Raw genomic sequence first — 19,594 nt, 5'->3', positions numbered from 1 at the left:
ACATTGCTATGTGACCGTGCGGCTGTCACGGTCAGAGTCGACATCGGCTCTGACGGGTAGTCGAGGTAGTCGCAAGCTCTAGCTCTCGTGACGGTTCCTGGCAATGGCAGTCACCGGTCCAAGAAAAGTTGGACCTCCGTGCGTGCGGATAGGCCTAGCTTATTTTGTTGCCCCGACTGGTCCGTCGGTCAGCGGACGCTCGTTTGCGCGGACGGTCTGCAGGACCGTCGCCCTCGCCAAAAACATTACCAGCCATTAGACGGCTTGATGTTCAAGCGACTTCTGGAGTGTTTAAGGAGTTGAAGACATCGCTAGTGAAACACGTTTGAATTGCTGACCGGTTTTGTCGGGCTTATAAGAGCGCGTTGCCTGCGGCACCGCCGAAGCAGCTAGCCCTTGTCGGCTACCGGGTTCGCGGAAACAAGGATGGCGGACGCCGGCATCATGACACCCGGATGATGAACATTTCATCTGTCCGTCACCCCAGCGCACCAACGCCTCGGCAGAATCGACGTGTGAGGAAGGACCGTCCGTGCGTTGGGAGAGAAACTATGCGGCGCTTAGCAACGCTTTGCGCAGTAGCGGCTTTGTTTTCGGGATGTGTGCCGGGACAGCCGTTGCTTTCGCAATCAGGAAAGACCAAACAACAAGCGGACGTCGAGCTTGAGAACGCCTGGAAGGAAGGATGGCTACCGTATCGGCGCGCGGACTATCCGCCCGCTCAAGCAACCCTTGAGCGCAACAAAAAGCGGTACTCAGCGACGCACCCCGAGGACGTGCCTTTACCCGCAAGCGCGGCGGAGCCGTCAAATTGACGTTGGTCTAATGTGAGTGAGCTGAAGTGAGTCACGCGGTGGCGAGGAGGATGACTAAAACGTCATCCTACCGTCACCTCTGCGTTACGTCGCCTCTACAGTGAGGTAGCAATGGCTTCAATGGGTTTCATACCGCTGCCGAAACGGGCGATAGTTTCGCGATGTTCCTTGAGAGCACCGTACGGAAGGTACCTAATGCCAAGTTCGGTTACGCGGGAAAAGGCCGGTCTCGCCAGTTGGCTCCGTACGTCCTCTTGTCGACTATCGGGCGCGACGAGGTAAAGATGCTTGTGTGCCGCTGTGGCCGAGCCAAGTGCCAAGTCAAGGAGGCGAACGATGCCGGAATAGATGGACGTCGTGTGTTCAACTTCGAACGCTGCTGCGACGGAGCGGTCAGCATTCAACCAGATGACGTCAATCAGCGGGACGGTGTCTGCTCCGTTGATATTCAGCGAAGTTGGCAACTCGGTCAGGCACCCGTCGGCAAGTTTGCCGTCGCGGTAAGGGCGCGAGCGGTCATTCGACGCAATCCAGACTTGATAGCCGAGCGATTGTCCGAGGTCGCGCAACCATCCTTGAACTTCGGTATGTGTCGCGTCTTGCTGGCGGCTCGCCTCTAGTTGCTTGGCTAGTGTTGCCGATTGTTCGCGAACGGCATCCAGGTCTTTAAGCCACGCATCATGAGATGCGGCATCTTCTACAGACGGCGGCAACGGGTAGCGGTCGATGCCGACGTCGAAAAGAAATCCCGCGAGCGCCCCTAGGTCGTTTGACAGCAGCGTGCGGAATTCGTGATTTAGCTCAAGGATTCCCTTGCGCATTGCGAGGTAGTGATCCCAACGTCCCAGCTTTACGTTGGCCTTGGCCAAGGCGTTGAACCCCTTGACGATGGCGGTGTTGAACGGACAGACGAGGGTCGGATGGATGAAGTAAAGCAGATTGGCGACTGCCGGCCCCAAGCCCTTGACGGCGTGAGAGTCGAGCGTCCTTATAGCCGTCAAGACCGCCTCAGCTTCGTCGCAACAATCGCACGTGTCTAGGAGCTTGCCGAACGCCCGCTGGTTTGCGGGGTTTTCGTAGATGTCGGGGATTCGAAGCTTCGGTTTCCAGAGAAATGCATGGTCAGCGCCGCGGAAAATCTGCCGCTGCTCAGCGATGGAGCCAACGACGGTTTCGAGAGACGAGCCTCGGTACGCGTTGCCAAACGTCCCTGCGTCGATTTCCTTTACGACTTGCCGGATGCCTTGGCGGATGGACCGGAAGTTCTTCAGACGCTCAGGCCATAGGAACCAGGTCTGAAAAGTGGCCGCCGGGTCTGCCTTCCAATGCTCGATAAGGGTGTGCAGGGTATTCATTATTGTCGTAGGTTTTATTGTCGGGCGAGTCTATCACCGATGTTCCGGTCTTTGGACAAGCTCCGTTGACCTTCCCACCGTCGGTAAGTGACAATAAATTTAGGTCGCTGGCGCACCTGAGCGGGCCGAGGTCCAGGCTAACGCCGAGCGAACGATGTGTCGTCCGAAACCAAGTGCATGGCACGACCGAACAAGGAGCACTTAGCATGAGCGTGCAACCTAATGACAGCAAGCAGCGCCGCGGGCCGTCGAACGCAATTGATGCGAAGCACGACCATCAGCACCATCCAAGTCAACACCGACGAGGGTCTGACGACGCGTCGGAATCGGGCGCATCTTCGCTAAGTGACCCGGTCTGTGGCATGTCAGTCACTGCGGACTCGCAGTTTCACGTTGAGCATGACGGACAACAATACTTGTTCTGCAGCCAATCCTGCGAGAACAAATTCACCGACAACCCGACAAAGTACGCCAGCACAACGCCCGGAGCGCCGGTGCACGCAGCGCCAGAGGGCACCGTCTATACCTGCCCGATGCACCCGCAGATTCGACAAGACCGCCCCGGGAACTGCCCGATATGCGGCATGGCACTTGAGCCGTTGCTGCCGAGCTTGGAAGACGAGGAAAACCCGGAGCTTGTCGACTTCCGGCGAAGATTCTGGTGGACCTTGCCGCTTACAGCGGTCGTGTTCGTCCTCGCGATGTTTGGCCATCGCTTAAGCTCGATGGGAGCCTCTACCCTGAGCTGGGTCGAGTTCGTGCTCTCCACCCCTGTCGTCATGTGGGCCGGACTCCCGTTCTTCGAACGCTGCATTCGGTCTTTTATCAACCGCAGCCCGAACATGTGGACACTCATAGGCCTCGGAACGGGAGCGGCCTACATCTACAGTGTTATTGCTGTCGTCGCGCCCGGTGTGTTTCCCGCAACGTTCGTCGCAAACGGTCGTGTCGACGTTTACTTTGAAGCGGCGGCCGTCATCATATCGCTTACGCTGCTGGGGCAGTTGCTTGAATTGAAGGCGCGCTCGCAAACGTCGGCTGCCATCAAAGCGCTTCTCGGCTTGGCACCAAAGACCGCCCGCAGAATCAACGCAGACGGCTCCGAAGAGGACATCCCGCTCACGCACGTTCATGTCGGTGACCTGTTGCGCGTGCGGCCAGGAGAAAAGGTGCCGGTGGACGGTGTCGTCACGGATGGGACCAGTTCGCTGGACGAGTCGATGATTACGGGCGAGCCCATTCCTATTACCAAGCGACCCGGTGACCATGTAATTGGCGCCACTATGAACGCCGCTGGGACGTTGGTTATTAGGTCAGAAAAAGTCGGCTCCCAAACAGTGTTGGCGCAAATAGTCCAGATGGTCGCGCAAGCCCAGCGTTCTCGCGCGCCCATGCAACGGATGGCGGACAAGGTCGCGGGTGTGTTCGTCGTCGCAGTCGTCGGCACCGCTGTGCTCACGTTCGTCGCGTGGGGCCTTCTCGGGCCGCAACCGAGCTGGGTGTTTGGCCTCATCAACGCCGTCGCAGTACTCATCATTGCATGCCCATGTGCGCTCGGACTCGCAACACCGATGTCCATCATGGTTGCCAGTGGTAAGGCTGCCACGAACGGTGTGCTTTTCCGGGATGCCGCGGCTATCGAGAACCTGCGGAAGGTCAATGCACTTATCGTTGACAAGACCGGTACGCTAACCGAGGGACGCCCAGCGTTCCAACGCTGTGTTGGCATCAACGGCTTTTCAGAGGAAGAGGTTCTCCGCCTCGCAGCAAGCCTCGACCAAGGTAGCGAACACCCGCTCGCCGCAACGATCGTCGCTGCCGCGCGCGAACAAGGGCTGACGTTCGACAGAGCTGACGAGTTCCAGTCCAGCACAGGAATCGGTGTGCGAGGAATTGTACGCGGTCGCAACCTTGCCCTAGGCAATACAGCTCTGATGCAAGCCGAGGGCATTGACGTCGGACTGTTAGCAAGCGACGCCGACTCTTTGAGGACACAGGGCGCGAGCGTCATGTACCTTGCCGTAGATGCGAACCTGGCTGGTCTTTTGGCGGTGACGGACCCGATAAAGCCGACGACGCCAGAAGCATTGGCTCGCCTTGCGGAGGACGGCATTCACGTGGTGATGGCAACTGGCGACGGTGTCGTAACCGCGAAGGCCGTAGCGGGCAAACTCGGCATCGATGAATTCTACGGTGAGGTCAAACCTGCCGACAAGCTTGCGCTCGTCACACGATTCCAAGAGGCGGGCAAGGTGGTCGCGATGGCCGGCGACGGCATCAACGACGCGCCGGCGCTGGCCAAGGCCGACGTCGGCGTCGCGATGGGCACGGGCACAGACGTCGCAATGAGCAGCGCGCAAGTTACGCTGGTCAAGGGCGATTTGCGCGGCATCGCGCGAGCCCGGGAACTGTCTGAGAGCACCGTCAGGAATATGAAGCAAAACCTCGGCTTTGCTTTCGTCTATAACGCACTGGGGATTCCACTGGCAGCGGGCGTGCTTTACCCGTTCACGGGCTTACTCCTATCGCCGATGATTGCGGCGCTAGCTATGAGCCTCAGTTCAGCCTCCGTCATAACGAACGCCCTGCGCTTGCGCAACGCGAAAGTCTGAGGTCTATATGTGTCCCAAGGTGATGTTAGTGTAAAAGCGCTGCCCGCTCTGCATCGATTTTCTGGTATCGCGTTGCTCATTCACGCGCTTTGGAGGCGATTCCATGACGCGCTTGTCATTCGCCGGTCATGTTAAAAGAAACCGAGCACGATACTCTTCTTAGGCGTCGCTCAGACGAGGTATCTTTAGCGAATCAACAGCTCGCCGCCGAACTTTCGTCGAGATTCAGATTTACTCGTTCGTGCCCGAGTATCAAGTCGCAGTCGCTCGGGCAGCGGGAAACTCAACAGCCGCGTGAGGTAATAAGCGTCATGTCGAAGAAGCAGAACGTCCTTCCGAACCTAACTAACCGCCGTCGCTTCGTGCAAGGCGTGACCGCCAGCGGACTTGCTGCGGGACTTGGTGCCTGGCCGCTTTTGACTCGAGCAGACGGGTACGTCAGTCACGGGCCTTCGGTCCTCACTGGAACGGACTTCGACTTGGTCATCGGCTCTACCTTAGCGAACTACACAGGGCGTATTCGCCCGACCACGTCGGTAAACGGCTCAATCCCTGCGCCGGAGCTGCGTTGGCGACAGGGGACGGAAGTCACGATGCGAGTTACCAATCGTCTCCAGGTTCCTACTTCAATCCATTGGCACGGAATCCTCGTGCCGTTTGATATGGACGGGGTACCGGGCATAAGCTTTCCAGGTATTCAGCCGGGGCAGACGTTCACCTATAGGTTCTTGGTACGGCAGGCGGGTACCTTTTGGTACCACAGTCACAGCAGATTTCAAGAGCAAACCGGACTATATGGTCCGCTTGTAATCGAGCCGGCCGGTGGGGAGAGCATCCGCTGCGACCGAGATTATGTAGTTATGCTTAGCGACTGGACAGACGAAAACCCAGAGCGCATCATGCAAAAACTCAAGCTTTCGAGCGACTACTACAACTTTCAGATGCCGACGGCACCTGAATTTTTCGATGACGTTAGAAAGATGGGGTTAGGTGCAGCGCTCAAAAAACGAAAGATGTGGAATGAGATGCGCATGAATCCGACAGACTTTCACGACGTATCGGGGGCGACGTACACCTATCTGGCTAACGGTACAACACCTGCGAAAAATTGGACGGCTGTTGCCCGTGCCGGCGAAAAGGTTAGGCTTCGTTTCATCAACGGGTCATCAGAGACGCTCTTCGACGTGCGCATCCCTGGCTTAAAGATGACAGTGGTGGCGGCCGACGGGCAGGAAGTGAGGCCAGTTACCGTTGACGAATTTCGCATCTCTGTCGCCGAGACCTACGACGTCCTTGTGGACATGCCTGACGACAATGCTCATACCATCTTCTGCCAATCGATGGACCGTAGCGGTTTCGCCCGAGCGACGCTAGCTCCGCACGCAGGAATGGAAGCTGCCATACCTCCAATGGACCCGAAGACATGGCTCTCGATGGGTGACATGGGAATGGGCGAGATGAGCGAAATGCAGGGTATGAGCGGCGCCAAAGACGCGAGGGGCATGGGCGGGATGGACCATACGCAAGCGACGAGCGACGCGAAGGACATGGATAGCATGCGCGACATGCACGGGGCGAACTCGATGCCGAGCATGAACGACAAGCAAGGCATGAGCGATATGCAGGGAATGCAGGGGATGCAGCGAATGCAGGACGACGCAGGCATGCAGGGAATGGAAGCTGTGCAGGACAGCCAGAGCGAAGACACCAGGACCGACATGAAAGCTGGCGGAATGGGCGAGATGGCACGCGGGACTGGCCCGGAGGTAGACATGCGGCCGATGGCCGTCTCGCGTTCCCTGGAAGACCCTGGACCACGGCTGCGGGAAAGCGGGCGAAAAGTGCTGACTTATGCGGACCTACACACCGCGGGCGGCCCACTGGACACCCGACCGCCGTCAAGAGAAATCGCCGTGCGCCTAACAGGAAACATGGAGCGGTTCATCTGGGGATTTGACGGGCAGAAGTTCTCCGAGGCGCCACCCATTCTTTTTCACTACGGGGAAAGATTGAGAGTCACGCTCATCAACGATACCATGATGAATCACCCGATTCATCTCCACGGAATGTTCATGGAGCTTGAGAGCGAAGACGGCAGCTTTCTTGTTCGCAAGCATACGATAAACGTGCAGCCCACCAAACAGGTGACGTTCCGTGTGACGGCGGACGCACCCGGCCAGTGGGCCTTCCATTGCCATCTGTTGTATCACATGGAAGCGGGCATGTTCCGCAAGGTGGTGGTCGCATGAGCCAGCTAAGCTTGTCGGCGCACCTAGTCGGAGGCACACGAGCTCGTCTTGTTGTGAGGGTCCTCATCGCCGCATGCGTCGTTTCCCGTTCAGCCACCTCTCCTGCTCAATCGATGCCGATGGATGGCATGCCTGCGGTGAGCGATATCGGCGGCCACAGCGCTCACGGCGCCGGTCACGATGCGTCGCCAGGCTCTCCCGCACGCAAGTCCGACATGACCGGAAAAGCGGACGCGAACGACCAAACGCGGGGCTCCAAGGAAATGGAGCATATGATCGCGCCGCGCGGCAACTCCCCCGGCACAGGGAATGGCACCAGCAACGAATCGGCGAATGCAGACCAGGGCGTCAGCGTCGACGCTAGCGCCAAACGGAGTCCGAAAGGCGGTCCTGAAAGCGGCCCCAACCACATCATACCGGTGGAGGAGCCACGTATTCCGATGGCGAATCCGAACCAAGGCATTCCCATGAAGGGTATGGACATGGCTGACGACGACGTCTACCACCAAATACTCGTCGACCAGCTGGAGTATGTGAAGGCTGCCGGCGGGCAAGGCTGGTCGTGGGACGGCGAAGCATGGCTGGGCGGCGACATTAACAGACTTTGGCTTAAAAGTTCTGGTGACCGACTGTATGGCAAGACAGACGACGCTCGCGTCGAGGCGCTAATCTCGCGCGCCTACTCGACTTACTGGAACGCACAGATAGGTGTACGCCACGACTTCGGCAATGGGCCATCGCGGGACTGGGCGGCAATTGGGGTGGAGGGGCTGGCTCCATGGTTTTTCGACGTTGAAGCCACCGGTTACATAGGGGCTTCGGGTCGAACTGCGCTACGATTAAAAACCTCTTACAACGTATTGCTTTCTCAGCGGTTGTTCCTCACGCCCGAGGCCGAAGTCAACGTCTATGGAAGAGCAGACCCCGAGCGAGAGATAGGCAGCGGCGTCTCGGACATTAAGCTAGGTTTGCGCCTCCGATACCAAATACGGCGTGAGATTGCGCCCTACGTTGGCTTTGTCTGGGGAAGACGCTTTGGTCGCACTGCCGATTTTGCGCGCCGTGACGCCGAACCTGTATCTGACAAGGAACTAGTAGTCGGCGTTACGCTATGGTACTGAAGGAATTTTGTCGACCGACATCTGGCGGCAATCTCTAGCTAGTTCGCGTTTGAGCAGGCTTTAGACACAAGTGATTGGAACGACGCGGCATTTGGCGAGACCGCCGGGCAAACAAGGACCACGAGCCACGTGCGATAGGCCTGCAATAGGTGCTCGACCTCCATGTGTGGCGTGTAGGCCCCGGGCATATGAGCATATGAGCGCTCTAATATCCCGTTGAGAGACGCTTCCAAGAACGACGCCCCAGCTACTGCTTTTCATCGTCGCGAAATAGCCGTAGACCTGCGGCGGAACATCGGTTGGCGGTGGACGGCTCGACCATGTTTATCGCTTGGGTCATCAAGCCAACGCAGTTGCGTCTCGACCGCCTCGACTAGGCGTTATGAGACGTTGCTATCGGAGCCGCTGATTCATGGCGACAAGACGGCCGTACGGTGCTTAAGGAAGCGGGCAAGGGCTATTCTAGTCCGTGTCATGAGTGTGGTGGTTTGCCTCTCGCGGCCGCGAGGAGCTTGCTTTGTTCTTCGCATCCTCCGCGTCGCCGTGCGTCGACTTCATTCCAGGCATGTTCTTCATACCCTCCATCTCCTCGTCTCGAGGGGCCTTGGCCACCATTTCCTTGTATTCTTGCGCGCTCATACTTGGCAACTTATTCACAAAGGCGACCATGCTCCAAATTGTCTCGTCATCGTGTGTCTTGCCCCATGCCGGCATGGCGCTCATCTTCAGGCCGTGCTTGATAACCCAGAAGGCGCTACGCGGGTCCAATTGTGACTTCGCAAGCTCTGGCGGCTGAGGATAGAGTCCGGGAGCCAACTCCGAATCTTTGACTCCAGGCGCTAGGTGACATGTCACGCACATTGCCGCGTATTGTCCTGCACCCTTAAGAATGAGATCGGGACTGTTGAGGTTTGGGGGTACGATGTCCTTAGAATGAGCATCGATGGACCGCATTCGCAATGTTTGCAGGATCTTGTAGGTAAGGGGCCAGTGGGGAGCATCCGCTCCCATGTTGTAATTTCCGGACAAGACGAACGCGGTTGCACCGAACAGCGCCACTGCCGACATTGACGCTGTAGGAATAATCCAGTGTCTCATGCTTTCACCGAGAAGAAGCGAATCGGCCAACATCACTAAATCGACGACTTGCGGCGGCTGAACGCGGTCTCCGCTGAAGAAATCGATGTTCGGTAGTTCGGCGAACCTCTGACTTCGTTGCGTCGAACTGCCGCCCATCACCATCCGAATCCTGCGGACTCCCGTGCCACGTTACGACGTGCGTCGAGCGAAGCCTCAACTTGGCCTGAAAACAGGGTTGTACCGAGTCAGCGATTGCGGATTCGATAGAGTTCCTTATTGCGTTCGATGGTTCTCTCGCTCGGCGGGTAGTCGTTCTTGCTCGTGGGTATCATGCCGTCCCGTTGTGCCTGGATCATTTCGGCGACGACTTCCGCGCGGGTTTTGCCGACTCTCCCCGCGGCGGCCAACCCTTCGTCGCTGCCACCATACGACTGCCTGTTGCTACTGAACGCCGCAGACGATTCAACCCCTCGGGTCGGCTGTATGTCATTCAGGGGATAAGCATGGTCCGCAAAAGCCGGCACCGCAACGGCGATGCCGAGGGTAGCAACCAACAAGGGAATTACTTTCATTGCGTCCTCCAGGGGGCTTGATTGGAGGAAAGTTTATATATTGCAATCTGACTGGAGCATGACTTAAACGTGATAATTGTGCCTCGAAGCCGAGCGACTGTACCGGCTCGGATTGTCTGGACACGGTTTTGATTAAGGCGATCATGAGGATGACCCTGAATGGATAACAACCCGAACAAAGATGTAATCGACAATTGCGTTTTAGCGTTTGAACCGACCTGGCAAGCCGGTGCCGCGTTTGACGCTAACAAAGCAGTGGGCATGACTCGACCGTGACAGTAAATTCATTTCTTTGTCACGGCGCTGACTACTTCAAACTGAGAAGATATGTGATCAGAGTTTTCTTCCCGGTCGAGGGTTTGTGGTGATCGCGCGTTGGACCTGCAAGTCCCAATGCAGGTTAACGGTCACCTCGGGCATTAGGGAAACGCCGAATAATGCGTTATTGGGTCGGCTTGCAGATCCACGGGCGTCGAAGTTTCTGGATAACGAATCGAATTTGCGCGCATTTCAATAAATTCGGCTCTCAAAAGAGCCTCGCTGCTCTGATTTTTCTACGGCTGACGGATTGCTCGCTCCCATGAACCGATCGCAACAGATTCCGCACAATCACCAGATTCTTCACCACAGCGAACAAGCTGAAAAGTTGCGCGGTGTTCTTGGCCAAGCCCGTGTATCGGGTCTTGCGATGGTGAAACAGGTTCTTGACGATATGGAACAGATGCTCGACGCGCGAACTGATCTGCGCCCTGGTTCGCTCAAGCGCGGTCACAAGTGCCTTCAGTGGCCCCTCTTGGATCGCCTTGATCTTTCCACGCTCGGCAGCGACGTGCCACTTTACCGCCTGGCCTTTCATTTCATCGCGCTTGTCTACACCAATATAGCTCGCGTCGGCGAACGCTTCCTCTTCATGGCCGCGCAGCAGCAGATGGGCTTTTGGCACATCCAACACGTTGGCCGTCGTGCCGGCCACGCTGTGGACCAAGCCCGAATCGGCGCCCACGCCAACATGGGTTTTCATCCCAAAGTGCCATTCGTTTCCCTTCTTCGTTTGATGCATCTCCGGGTCACGGCTCGTCCCGGCGTTTTTGGTCGACGGTGGCGCTTCGATGGTTGCGGCATCAACCAGCGTGCCTTCCTTTATCATCAGTGCACGCTCGCACAGCTAGATACCGATCTGGTCGAACAGCTTCCTTGTCAGATCGTGCTCAATCAGCAGGCGCCCGAGTTTGAGCAGCGTGGTCGCATCGGGCACGTTCTCGACTGCGAGATCGATGCCGGCGAAGCGGCGCAGCGCAATGCTGTCATACAACGCGTCTTTCGGCCCTTTGTCCGACAGCCCGTACCGCTGCTGCAGAAAGTAGATCCGCAGCATTCGCTCAGGTCCAATCGGCGGACGGCCTCGCGTGCCCTTCCGGTAATGCTGTTCGATTGCAAACAGCAAACGCTCCCACGGCACAATTTTCTCCATCTCCCCCAAGAAGCGTTGACGCCTCGTCACGCGCTTCTTGCCCTGCAATTTCCGCTTCCGCGAAGCCGATCTGCCTCTTCATCCTCTTGCGTCCGTTTCGTGAGCTGCTTTCTATAACGTCCGCAGCTACCTGACCGATGACCGCCGAGCTTCAATAATCAGTGTTTCGTTAGCGCAATCCACTGTTCAATGCCACGAACTGTGCGCCAAAATGAGAATTGCTTTTCGTTGCAACGAATGCCCGGCCACTTTTAAGCCTCTCGACCAGTTAATGCAGGTCGTCGAGGATGTAAAGGCTATAGCTTCCGACAAAGACCTCATCCATGCAGTACATAGTGCGCCGTGGGACGTTGTTCTCGTTCACTGGCAGAGCACTTCAATTCCCCCCTTGGACCTATTGCGTTGGATTCACGCGTGTTCGCTGTCAGCCGCAACAGTAGTGTTTCTAGTCGACCCGCCGATCGGACGCCAGGCAACGATTGCACTCGGAGCAGGGGCGGCAGACGTTGTTCATCTACCTCTTCCTCCGCGGCGCCTAGTCGAACGCGTTCTTGCGTCTGCGCAACAGAGGTCTGTCAACAGCGGCATGTGGGCGCAGTTCGGGAACGTTATTTTGGATCGGCAGCGTCGCAGGATCCGGCATCGTGGCGTTGACGCTAAGTTGACGCCAATTGAGTTCAAGATTGCCTGGGAGCTCCTAGGACGCTGCGGCACCCCTGTGCCTCGCGCATATCTTCAAAAGCTCATCGCCGGACGCTCGCAAGAAACACGAACGCTTGATGTTCATGTCTTTCGACTGAAGTCAAAGCTGGAGACCGTCAGTAACTACCAGCTAACGATTAAGGCGATTTACGGCGTAGGCTATCAGACTTGCTGTCGCAAGGCGTCTGGCGCTCAGTAAAGGAAACTCTGCGTAACTCAACGCGCACAGACACTTAGGAATGCTACTATGTGATTACGACCTGGAGACATCAATGACGCAACTTCATCTCGGCTTGAATCTGTCAACCAAGCGCACGCGCAAGCGGGAGTTTTTGGACGAGATGAAACGAGTGGTGCCGTGGACGCGGCTGATTGAGTTGATCGAGCCGCATTACCCAAAGGGGAAGACTGGCCGTCCGCCATTTCCGGTCGCGACGATGTTGCACATTCACTTCATTCAGCAATGGTTCAGTCTGTCGGATCCAGCGATGGAAGAGGCCCTCTATGATGTGCCGCTGTATCGCGAATTCGCGGGTCTCGACGGCGCGATGACCCGTCTTCCGGACGAAACGACCATCCTGCGGTTTAGGCACCTGCTCCAAGCCCATGGGATCGCTGCGCAGATCCTGGCGGTGGTCAATGAGATATTGAGCGACAAGGGATTGATGCTCAAGGCGGGATCAGCTGTTGACGCCACGTTGATTGCGGCGCCCAGTTCGACCAAGAACGGCTCGGGAAAACGCGATCCCGAGATGCAGTCGACCCAGAAAGGCCGCAACTGGTATTTCGGCATGAAAGCGCACGTGGGCGTGGACGCAGAGTCAGGCTTGGTTCATACGGTCATCGGCACGGCAGCCAACGTGCACGACATCAACATGGCACATGCATTGTTGCACGGAGAGGAGACAAATGTTTATGCCGACGCCGGTTACCAAGGCATCGAAAAACGTGAGCAAGCGGGCTCGACTCGGTGGCACGTCGCGATGCGGCCCAGCAAGCGAAGGAAGCTGAACCTGAATGATCCTGTCGATGCGATATACGACGAGATTGAACGACTGAAGGCCGGCATTCGGGCGAAGGTCGAGCATCCTTTCCGCATCCTTAAGCGACAATTCGGCTATGTAAAGACGAGATACCGGGGGCTGGCGAAGAACACCGCTCAAATCACTACGTTGTTTGCGTTGGGCAATCTCTGGATGATGCGAAAAGTGCTGCACAAATCGTAGAGGGGCCGCACACAATGAACTTGACCTTCCTCTTACTCGCCGCGAGTCACCGTATCGACTTCTTTACCGGCCTGGATAGACAGTTCGTGCGCGGTGAGCAGAATGGGGCTCAATGCGAATGTTCACGTCGATTCCATGTCACGCCTGTCGCATGCTTCTGAAACGAATTGTGCAGACGGTCCTAAACCGTAGAGCGCATTAATTCTATCAAATTAGTCCTCCTTTGCGATTCGATTGTTGATATGGACGCGAGCCCTGCTGTGGATCTCCCTCAGGCGGAGCTGACTGTCCGGTCGGTCCTGCCGGCCGAACTGCCGGAGTCACGCATGTGGATCGACAACTGGCAGCGTATGCTGCCGTACATCGGAGTCGGGAACCTCCGGCGACTTAGGCAGAGCGTCCCTTGCCCTCAAGGGGAAGCGTTTTCTCCCATGTGCGTGGTCTTCAAGCTTCTTTTCTACCCACTTTCGCGCAGCTTCTACAGCTCCGCCTTTTGCGCATCAACGGCTTTCTCAGCATCGTCGGACCGAATTGCAGTGCCGACCTCGGCTGTTTGATGACTGCTTTATTAGTCTCTACCGGCACGACTGCGATGCCGCTCCCTGCCTTAAAGGATATTCGGTGCAATGGCGCCTCGAGCTGGAGGCACTGATTGAACGAGGCGAACCGCTCTTTATGCTGTTTTGCTGTTTGTAAATCTCCGTTATAAAGACAAGCCTCCGGTCGACCGCGTTTTCCGCGCTTCATCGTGCGCCTTCCCAAAGTGGGGTAGATCTTGATTTGGACCGCGACCGGAGGCCCGTTTCCCGGCGACGGCGATTACTTCCGGCTGTTTTGCACGCTGACGGACGGCCGAACGGCAGTACCCAACAACGGCAGGATCCGCATCGTTCCGGCGCCATCGCCGAACGCGGGTTGCTCAGCCTCGGAAAGCGTTTGCGGTGCACGGCACCGGTAGGTGGGCGTCCGCATCGGATCAGTAACTGCATTGCACCGCGCGGTCGCTAGCGCACCGGTGCAGCATCCGCCCAGGAAGGTCGAGGCATGAAGCGCGGCGTTCGAGCAGTATGCGCCGCGCCCGTCGTCCCGATGCGGGGCCGCGTAGTCGAGCCACGCCTGTCCAAACTCCTTTTCGGTCTCCCATTCGTCATGGCTTGAGAACTGCACGTACACGACGGATACAACTTTTCGCATGATAGTATACCCCCCCTAGGCTATATTGGATTCAATGTGAGTCACACCATCCGCGACAAGCAGAAGCTGCTCAATCGTGTCCGCCGTATCAAAGGACAGGTAGAGGCCATCGAGCGCGCGCTTGAAGATGCGCGCGATTGCAACGACGTACTGCAACGAATTACCAGCTGCCGAGGCGCAATGAACGGCTTGTTGGCAGTTGTGCTAGAGGACCATATCCGTACGCATCTTGTAGACGCCGAACCCGCTGGGGAACACGGCGGCAGTACGGAACAGCTAGTTGAAGTCGTTCGCAGTTACTTCAAGTAAGAGCAGGGTTTGAAATGAGTGATTGGAAGGACGCTGCATTTGGCGCTGGGCATGACCACATTTTTCTCGGGTCAGCGCATGAGCAAAATGAGCGCAAAACATGGCTAGTGATTGCGCTATGCAGCGCGATGATGGTGGCAGAAATTGTTGGTGGCAGCCTCTTCGGTTCGCTGGCACTCGTCGCGGATGGCCTGCATATGTCGACGCACGCCGGAGCGATGTTGATTGCTGCTTTGGCATACACCTATGCCCGCAAGCACGCGAGGGATTCCCGCTTCGTCTTCGGGACCGGAAAGCTAGGTGACCTAGCAGGATTCACCAGTGCAATCGTGCTGGCGATGATTGCGCTGCTGATTGCATATGAGGCGGTCTGGCGCTTCTTCTCGCCGGTGCCGATTCATTTCAATGAAGCGATTCCCATCGCTGTCGTCGGGCTGCTGGTCAATCTCGCGAGTGTGTGGCTGTTGAGCGGTGACCATCATGGGCACAGTCATGGTCATAGCCACGGGCATGGCTACGACCATGAGCATGAAGATGTCCACGCCCATCAAGACGACGTCAAACGCATCTTTGGAAACGCGGGCGCGTTCGAAGTGTCTATCTACGAAGACTGTGTGCCACCGGTGTTCCGCATCACGCCAGAAGCGGGGACAGAGGGGCTCAAGCCGGACGGAGTCTCAGTCACGACGGTCAGGCCAGACGGCTCGCGCCAGATTTTCGCCCTCGTCGATAGGGGCCGCTATCTAGAATCGAAGGAACACGTCCCTGAACCGCACGCTTTTCGGACCATTGTCCGACTACCGGATGGCGAGCACAGCATCGAGTTCGTCGAACATGACCATGAGGCCCACGCAAGCACGGCACGCGACCACAACATGCGGGCAGCGTACGTTCATGTTATTGCTGATGCGGCCGTCTCGGTCCTCGCAATCATCGGACTCATTCTAGCGCGGTCGTTCGGATGGAACTGGATGGACCCACTTGCAGGCGTTGTGGGTGCGCTCGTAATCGGAAACTGGTCATATGGTCTGATTCGCGATACCGCGGCGATACTTCTGGACATGAATCCCGACGGACGCATGACCGAAGCGGTTCGCCGGGAAATCGAGAGTGGCGGCGACCGGGTCCTCGACCTTCATGTGTGGCGCGTCGGCCCCGGGCATATGAGCGCCGTCATATCCCTCGCGACGCGTTTTCACGAACGACGCCCCGACTACTATCGTTCCGCGCTGGCACACCTCAAAGGCCTTTCGCACGTGACTGTCGAGGTTATTCCATCGTCGACCAAATAGCCGCAAACCTGACGGCGACATACGGTTGCAACCCCGGCGGGGCAAGCACCGACCGCAGTGGCAACGCGCTGCGTCCGATTATGTTGGTCTTTGAGGGGACGGGATGAGCAGCGTTCTGTTCGTTGACGATAGCGACGACACGGCAGCCGCTCTCGCCGACCTTGCTTCGGCGCTGGGCCATCAGAGCGCGGTTGCGTATAGGGCGGGGCGGCCTTGAAAATCGCAGCCGGCAGTTGCTTGACGTCATCTTTCTAGACATTACGCTGCTGGACGGCGACGGACGCGACGTGTGCCTTCATCTACGGCAGGGCCGTTGCGCGAGGGCTCGTATCGACGCACTGACGGGGCACAGTAGCTTCGCCGAATCGGACCTGCAATGCTTTGACGCATTTCTCCTCAAGCCCCTATCGACGACCTGGAACGGCTGCTGGTCTGATAGTTGGGATCACGAACTCGACGCCGGGCGCGTTTCTAACCGAAACGACAGTTTTCGTCAAGAGCTGAGCTCGTCTCTGTCAGAGACCACTTGATCCCTTTGATGGTGGCTGTCGAGGCTGCCGGAGAAGACCCCGAGAAAATTTGAAATCACGAGGATGACATCTCGGGTGGAATCGCTGTGTCGAGTTTCCGATTTGGTTAATGACCGCGTCTGGCCGGACTGAGACCTTGCTGTCCTGCCTGTCGCCCAACCTTGCCGAACTTACCTCGCTGGTGACACAATTATTTCGCTTCGGGAAACCCTTGTCTCCCAAGGCTGAGCGGGCACGGGCATGGGTTCCCACGGCGAGTTGACAAAATTATTGGCGCAAGAGTGACAGATTTAATACGGTCTACGAGTGGGTAATCCTTGAAGCAGATCCAACGGTCACCGCGTTCTGTGAACGACCGGGTTTCATCCAAACTGAAGAGAAACGCTATCTCGCCGATTTTTGGGTGCGTTACTTTGATCGTCAAGAATTAGTTGTCCTATTCGATTCGCCATTCGAGTCGTCTGCGAAACCTGAAACTCCCCTCGATCATGCGGGGCTGACGGTCAGGAAGGTTCAGTCGTCTGAAATCGCTGCTTCTCGCGCGTGGATCGCGAACTGGAAGCGGATGCTCCCTTGCCTCGTCGCCACGCGTGGCCTCGTCCCCCCAACGCTCGCTAGCGCGATTGAGCGGTATCTCGCGCGTCCGCGCCGGCTACTTTCGATTGAGCGCGAATTTACGACTGGAGATCCAGTTCTTGTGCGCGCCGCAGTTTTCGGCTTGCTACATGCCGGCCGCGTACAGGCACCGGAATTACGCGCGCACGAATTGTCGTTGCTTACCGAGTTTGTCGCTGTTAGAGAAGTGCCATGAACCGGCGGCGAACTGATTTCCAGGCTCTGGACGTTGCGGCGTGGCCCGGCGTCGCCTATACGGAATTCGGCGACGAGGAGCGTCGCGCTTTCCAGCGTCGCGTGAATGCCATCGAGCGTTATGCGCGAGGAGAGTCCATAGGGGACATCGAGCTGGCGACCGGCGTGAATAGAAGGCAACTCTATCGCTTGCTTGAGAGGGGATTGGCGCAGCATCCTGATGGACGCATCTTCGGGTTTCGCGCGCTATTGAAACACGTGCGCATCTCGGACTATGTCAGGACAAGTCCCGTGAACGTTCATGGTGAGCGCGGCAGTCGCGGCGCCGCGGGTGCCTTGTCGCTGCTCTTCGAGCGATATCCGGCGCTGGCCGCATGGCTGCTGTTACAGGTAAAACAACGCCGTGTACTGCTGCAACAGGTCGGGACGGACGGGCGCCTTCGTACGCGCCTGCGTGGGCTGCGATCGCTGCACGACGAGTTTTTGCGGCAATGCCGCGCTGTTGGACTCACGGCGGTGGACTATCCCTTCAACACGGCGGGGCACGCGATCCGGTCGCTATCGCAAAGACTGAAAGCGGAGATGCTGCGCAGTTTCGGGACCGCTGCGCGTTCGGCGGGCGCATCGCATCTGAAAGGTCTGCCACGGCACGACGAGAATGCGCCGCCAGCCGCGACGCGGCCGTATCAGGTTGTCGAGTTTGACGGGCATCGGCTCGACATCCGTCTGAAGGTGCTCGTGCGCGATCCGCTGGGCTTTGAGCATGAATTCGAGATCGAACGGGTATGGCTGCTGGTGATCATCGACGTTTGCACGCGGATGGTGGTGTTGGGCCACCACATCGTCCTCGCGCGCGAATACAGCCGTTACGATGTAATCAAGACGATAGAAAAGGCGCTTGAGCCGCATCCGAAGCGGTCGTTTTCGATATCCGGGCTCGACTACGGTCCGCATGAGGGCTTTGCGTCACACCGCTTGCCCGAGCTGGCGTGGGCGACTTGGGAGTGGATTAGGCTCGACAACGCGAAGGCGAACCTGGCGAATGAGACGCTCACAGCGCTCTGCGAGTTTGTTGGCTGCTGTGTCGATGCAGGACCGAAGTACAGCCCGGACGAGCGACCATACATCGAGCGATTTTTCGGGACGGTCGCAAGCCGGCTTTCCTCGCGGTTGCCAGGTTATACGGGTTCCCATCCGCGTGACCTCCGACGTGAACTGGCAGATCCGAAGGGCAACCTGCGCCTCTACGTGTCGCTCGATGAGCTGGAGGAGCTGGTTGAACATGCGATCGCAACGTATCACGGCACCCCGCATGCCGGCCTGAACAATGTCACGCCGCTCGAGGCGATGGAGTATTTCGTTCGCGGCAAACAGGTCATGGTGACATGGCTGGCCGAACACCATCGTCGCACGCTGTGCCTGATGCAGTCCGCGCGCCACTGCAGCGTCCGAGCGTACCTGCCGCAAGGCGTGCGGCCGCATATCAACCTGTATGGAGTCCGTTATACGAACGATGTCCTGGCTGCCAGCACCCGGTTGATAGGCAGGAAACTACTGCTGTACCTGAACGCGGACGATCTGCGTAGCGTGCGGGCCTTCCTGCCAGACGGCACGGAGCTGGGGATCCTGAATGCGCAAGGTGCATGGGGCGTGATGCCACATAACCTGAAGCTGCGGCAGGAAATCCTGAAGTTGCGGGGCCGACGGCGACCGCGCGCCGACGTCGCCTCGAATCCAATTGAAGCGTATGTCCAAGCCAAACTTGCGCAGGCGAAGAAGAGCCGCCGGGCGGCGAATGATCTGGCGCAGACCGTCCGGGTACTGGCTGGTGCACCGACCATTCGCACGCCAGCCGGGCCAGTGCGAACCGCGTCGCCGCCAGCGGCACCCGCTGTTGCGTCCGTTGTTCAAAAGCCCGCGGACGTGAGCTTGGCACCGAGTCCTCGCACCGGGGTTCGCGTGCGCAAGCTTTCGATCGGCTCAGGCCAGGTGTTTTAACCCGTCATCAAAAGCTGGAGGTGCATCATGTCAGTTGACGTTCCGAGACCGATCGATCCATCGCTGCATCCGCTTGCTACCGGCAACTACTGCCGCGCGTCAAACAAGGTGAGAGCAGCGCGTCAATCAGGATGAGAGTACTGGCGTGGGGGGGGCGGGGGGGGGGGGGGGGGGGGCCCCCCCCCCCCCCCCCCCCCCCCCCCGCGCCGCCCCCCCCCGCGGGGGCGGGGGGGGGGGGGGGGGGGGGGGGGGGGGTGG

At 57.9% G+C, this 19,594-nt stretch carries 12 protein-coding genes and 1 pseudogene; 8 read left to right on the top strand and 5 right to left on the bottom strand.

Features of this window, described 5'->3' with window-relative positions:
- Positions 1 to 910 precede the first annotated feature (910 nt).
- Positions 911 to 2,173: a type II restriction endonuclease gene (locus QCE69_RS19745; RefSeq protein WP_370653510.1), complete on the bottom strand. Its 1,263-nt coding sequence runs from the start codon at positions 2,171 to 2,173 to the stop codon at positions 911 to 913.
- A 203-nt stretch (positions 2,174 to 2,376) separates the two neighbouring features.
- Between QCE69_RS19745 and QCE69_RS19740 the strand changes: the two genes are divergently transcribed.
- From QCE69_RS19740 to QCE69_RS19730, 3 genes are all read left to right on the top strand, one after another.
- Positions 2,377 to 4,782, top strand: coding sequence for a heavy metal translocating P-type ATPase (locus tag QCE69_RS19740; protein ID WP_244818547.1), 2,406 nt, complete (start codon positions 2,377 to 2,379; stop codon positions 4,780 to 4,782).
- Between the two features lie 311 nt (positions 4,783 to 5,093).
- Entirely contained in the window at positions 5,094 to 7,031 is a 1,938-nt protein-coding gene (locus QCE69_RS19735) for a copper resistance system multicopper oxidase (RefSeq protein ID WP_244818548.1), read from the top strand.
- A 119-nt stretch (positions 7,032 to 7,150) separates the two neighbouring features.
- Positions 7,151 to 8,152: a copper resistance protein B gene (locus QCE69_RS19730; protein WP_244818549.1), complete on the top strand. Its 1,002-nt coding sequence runs from the start codon at positions 7,151 to 7,153 to the stop codon at positions 8,150 to 8,152.
- A 462-nt stretch (positions 8,153 to 8,614) separates the two neighbouring features.
- Here the strand turns inward: QCE69_RS19730 and QCE69_RS19725 are convergent, their stop codons facing one another.
- From QCE69_RS19725 to QCE69_RS19715, 3 genes and pseudogenes are all read right to left on the bottom strand, one after another.
- Complete coding sequence (locus QCE69_RS19725; RefSeq protein WP_244818550.1) at positions 8,615 to 9,388, bottom strand: cytochrome c; 774 nt, start codon at positions 9,386 to 9,388, stop codon at positions 8,615 to 8,617.
- A gap of 89 nt (positions 9,389 to 9,477) precedes the next feature.
- Complete coding sequence (locus QCE69_RS19720) at positions 9,478 to 9,804, bottom strand: DUF4148 domain-containing protein (protein ID WP_244818551.1); 327 nt, start codon at positions 9,802 to 9,804, stop codon at positions 9,478 to 9,480.
- 526 nt (positions 9,805 to 10,330) lie between these two features.
- Positions 10,331 to 11,357 (bottom strand): annotated as a pseudogene (locus QCE69_RS19715) (IS5 family transposase).
- Positions 11,358 to 11,486: 129 nt separating this feature from the next.
- Between QCE69_RS19715 and QCE69_RS39560 the strand changes: the two are divergent.
- Positions 11,487 to 12,176: a response regulator transcription factor gene (locus QCE69_RS39560; RefSeq protein WP_409021214.1), complete on the top strand. Its 690-nt coding sequence runs from the start codon at positions 11,487 to 11,489 to the stop codon at positions 12,174 to 12,176.
- 73 nt (positions 12,177 to 12,249) lie between these two features.
- On the top strand, positions 12,250 to 13,203 hold the full coding sequence (locus tag QCE69_RS19710) for an IS5 family transposase (RefSeq protein WP_309932467.1): 954 nt from the start codon (positions 12,250 to 12,252) through the stop codon (positions 13,201 to 13,203).
- An 819-nt stretch (positions 13,204 to 14,022) separates the two neighbouring features.
- Here QCE69_RS19710 and QCE69_RS19705 read toward each other — a convergent pair.
- Positions 14,023 to 14,397 (bottom strand): hypothetical protein, encoded by a 375-nt coding sequence (locus QCE69_RS19705; protein ID WP_244818553.1) that lies wholly within the window; start codon positions 14,395 to 14,397, stop codon positions 14,023 to 14,025.
- A 36-nt stretch (positions 14,398 to 14,433) separates the two neighbouring features.
- On the opposite strand from QCE69_RS19705, the gene QCE69_RS19700 reads away from it, so the two are divergent.
- The 3 genes from QCE69_RS19700 to QCE69_RS19690 all read left to right on the top strand — a co-directional run bounded on the left by QCE69_RS19700 (position 14,434) and on the right by QCE69_RS19690 (position 19,336).
- On the top strand, positions 14,434 to 14,706 hold the full coding sequence (locus QCE69_RS19700; protein WP_244818554.1) for a metal/formaldehyde-sensitive transcriptional repressor: 273 nt from the start codon (positions 14,434 to 14,436) through the stop codon (positions 14,704 to 14,706).
- Positions 14,707 to 14,720: 14 nt separating this feature from the next.
- On the top strand, positions 14,721 to 15,998 hold the full coding sequence (gene dmeF, locus QCE69_RS19695; protein ID WP_244818555.1) for a CDF family Co(II)/Ni(II) efflux transporter DmeF: 1,278 nt from the start codon (positions 14,721 to 14,723) through the stop codon (positions 15,996 to 15,998).
- Positions 15,999 to 17,335: 1,337 nt separating this feature from the next.
- A complete protein-coding gene (locus tag QCE69_RS19690) occupies positions 17,336 to 19,336 on the top strand; it encodes an integrase (RefSeq protein ID WP_309932462.1) in 2,001 nt (666 codons plus the stop codon).
- Positions 19,337 to 19,594: the final 258 nt, after the last annotated feature.

The sequence above is a fragment of the Caballeronia sp. LZ032 genome, from assembly GCF_031451315.1.
Classification (GTDB): Bacteria; Pseudomonadota; Gammaproteobacteria; order Burkholderiales; family Burkholderiaceae; genus Caballeronia.
This window is presented reverse-complemented; position numbering and strand designations above follow the sequence as displayed.

Excerpts from the sequence above, each read along its gene's own strand:
- QCE69_RS19740 (WP_244818547.1), top strand. The coding sequence starts at position 2,377 with ATGAGCGTGCAACCTAATGACAGCAAGCAGCGCCGCGGGCCGTCGAAC.
- QCE69_RS19735 (WP_244818548.1), top strand. The coding sequence starts at position 5,094 with ATGTCGAAGAAGCAGAACGTCCTTCCGAACCTAACTAACCGCCGTCGC.
- QCE69_RS19730 (WP_244818549.1), top strand. The coding sequence starts at position 7,151 with ATGGATGGCATGCCTGCGGTGAGCGATATCGGCGGCCACAGCGCTCAC.
- QCE69_RS19725 (WP_244818550.1), bottom strand. The coding sequence starts at position 9,388 with ATGGGCGGCAGTTCGACGCAACGAAGTCAGAGGTTCGCCGAACTACCG.
- QCE69_RS19720 (WP_244818551.1), bottom strand. The coding sequence starts at position 9,804 with ATGAAAGTAATTCCCTTGTTGGTTGCTACCCTCGGCATCGCCGTTGCG.
- QCE69_RS39560 (WP_409021214.1), top strand. The coding sequence starts at position 11,487 with ATGAGAATTGCTTTTCGTTGCAACGAATGCCCGGCCACTTTTAAGCCT.
- QCE69_RS19710 (WP_309932467.1), top strand. The coding sequence starts at position 12,250 with ATGACGCAACTTCATCTCGGCTTGAATCTGTCAACCAAGCGCACGCGC.
- QCE69_RS19705 (WP_244818553.1), bottom strand. The coding sequence starts at position 14,397 with ATGCGAAAAGTTGTATCCGTCGTGTACGTGCAGTTCTCAAGCCATGAC.
- dmeF (WP_244818555.1), top strand. The coding sequence starts at position 14,721 with ATGAGTGATTGGAAGGACGCTGCATTTGGCGCTGGGCATGACCACATT.
- QCE69_RS19690 (WP_309932462.1), top strand. The coding sequence starts at position 17,336 with ATGAACCGGCGGCGAACTGATTTCCAGGCTCTGGACGTTGCGGCGTGG.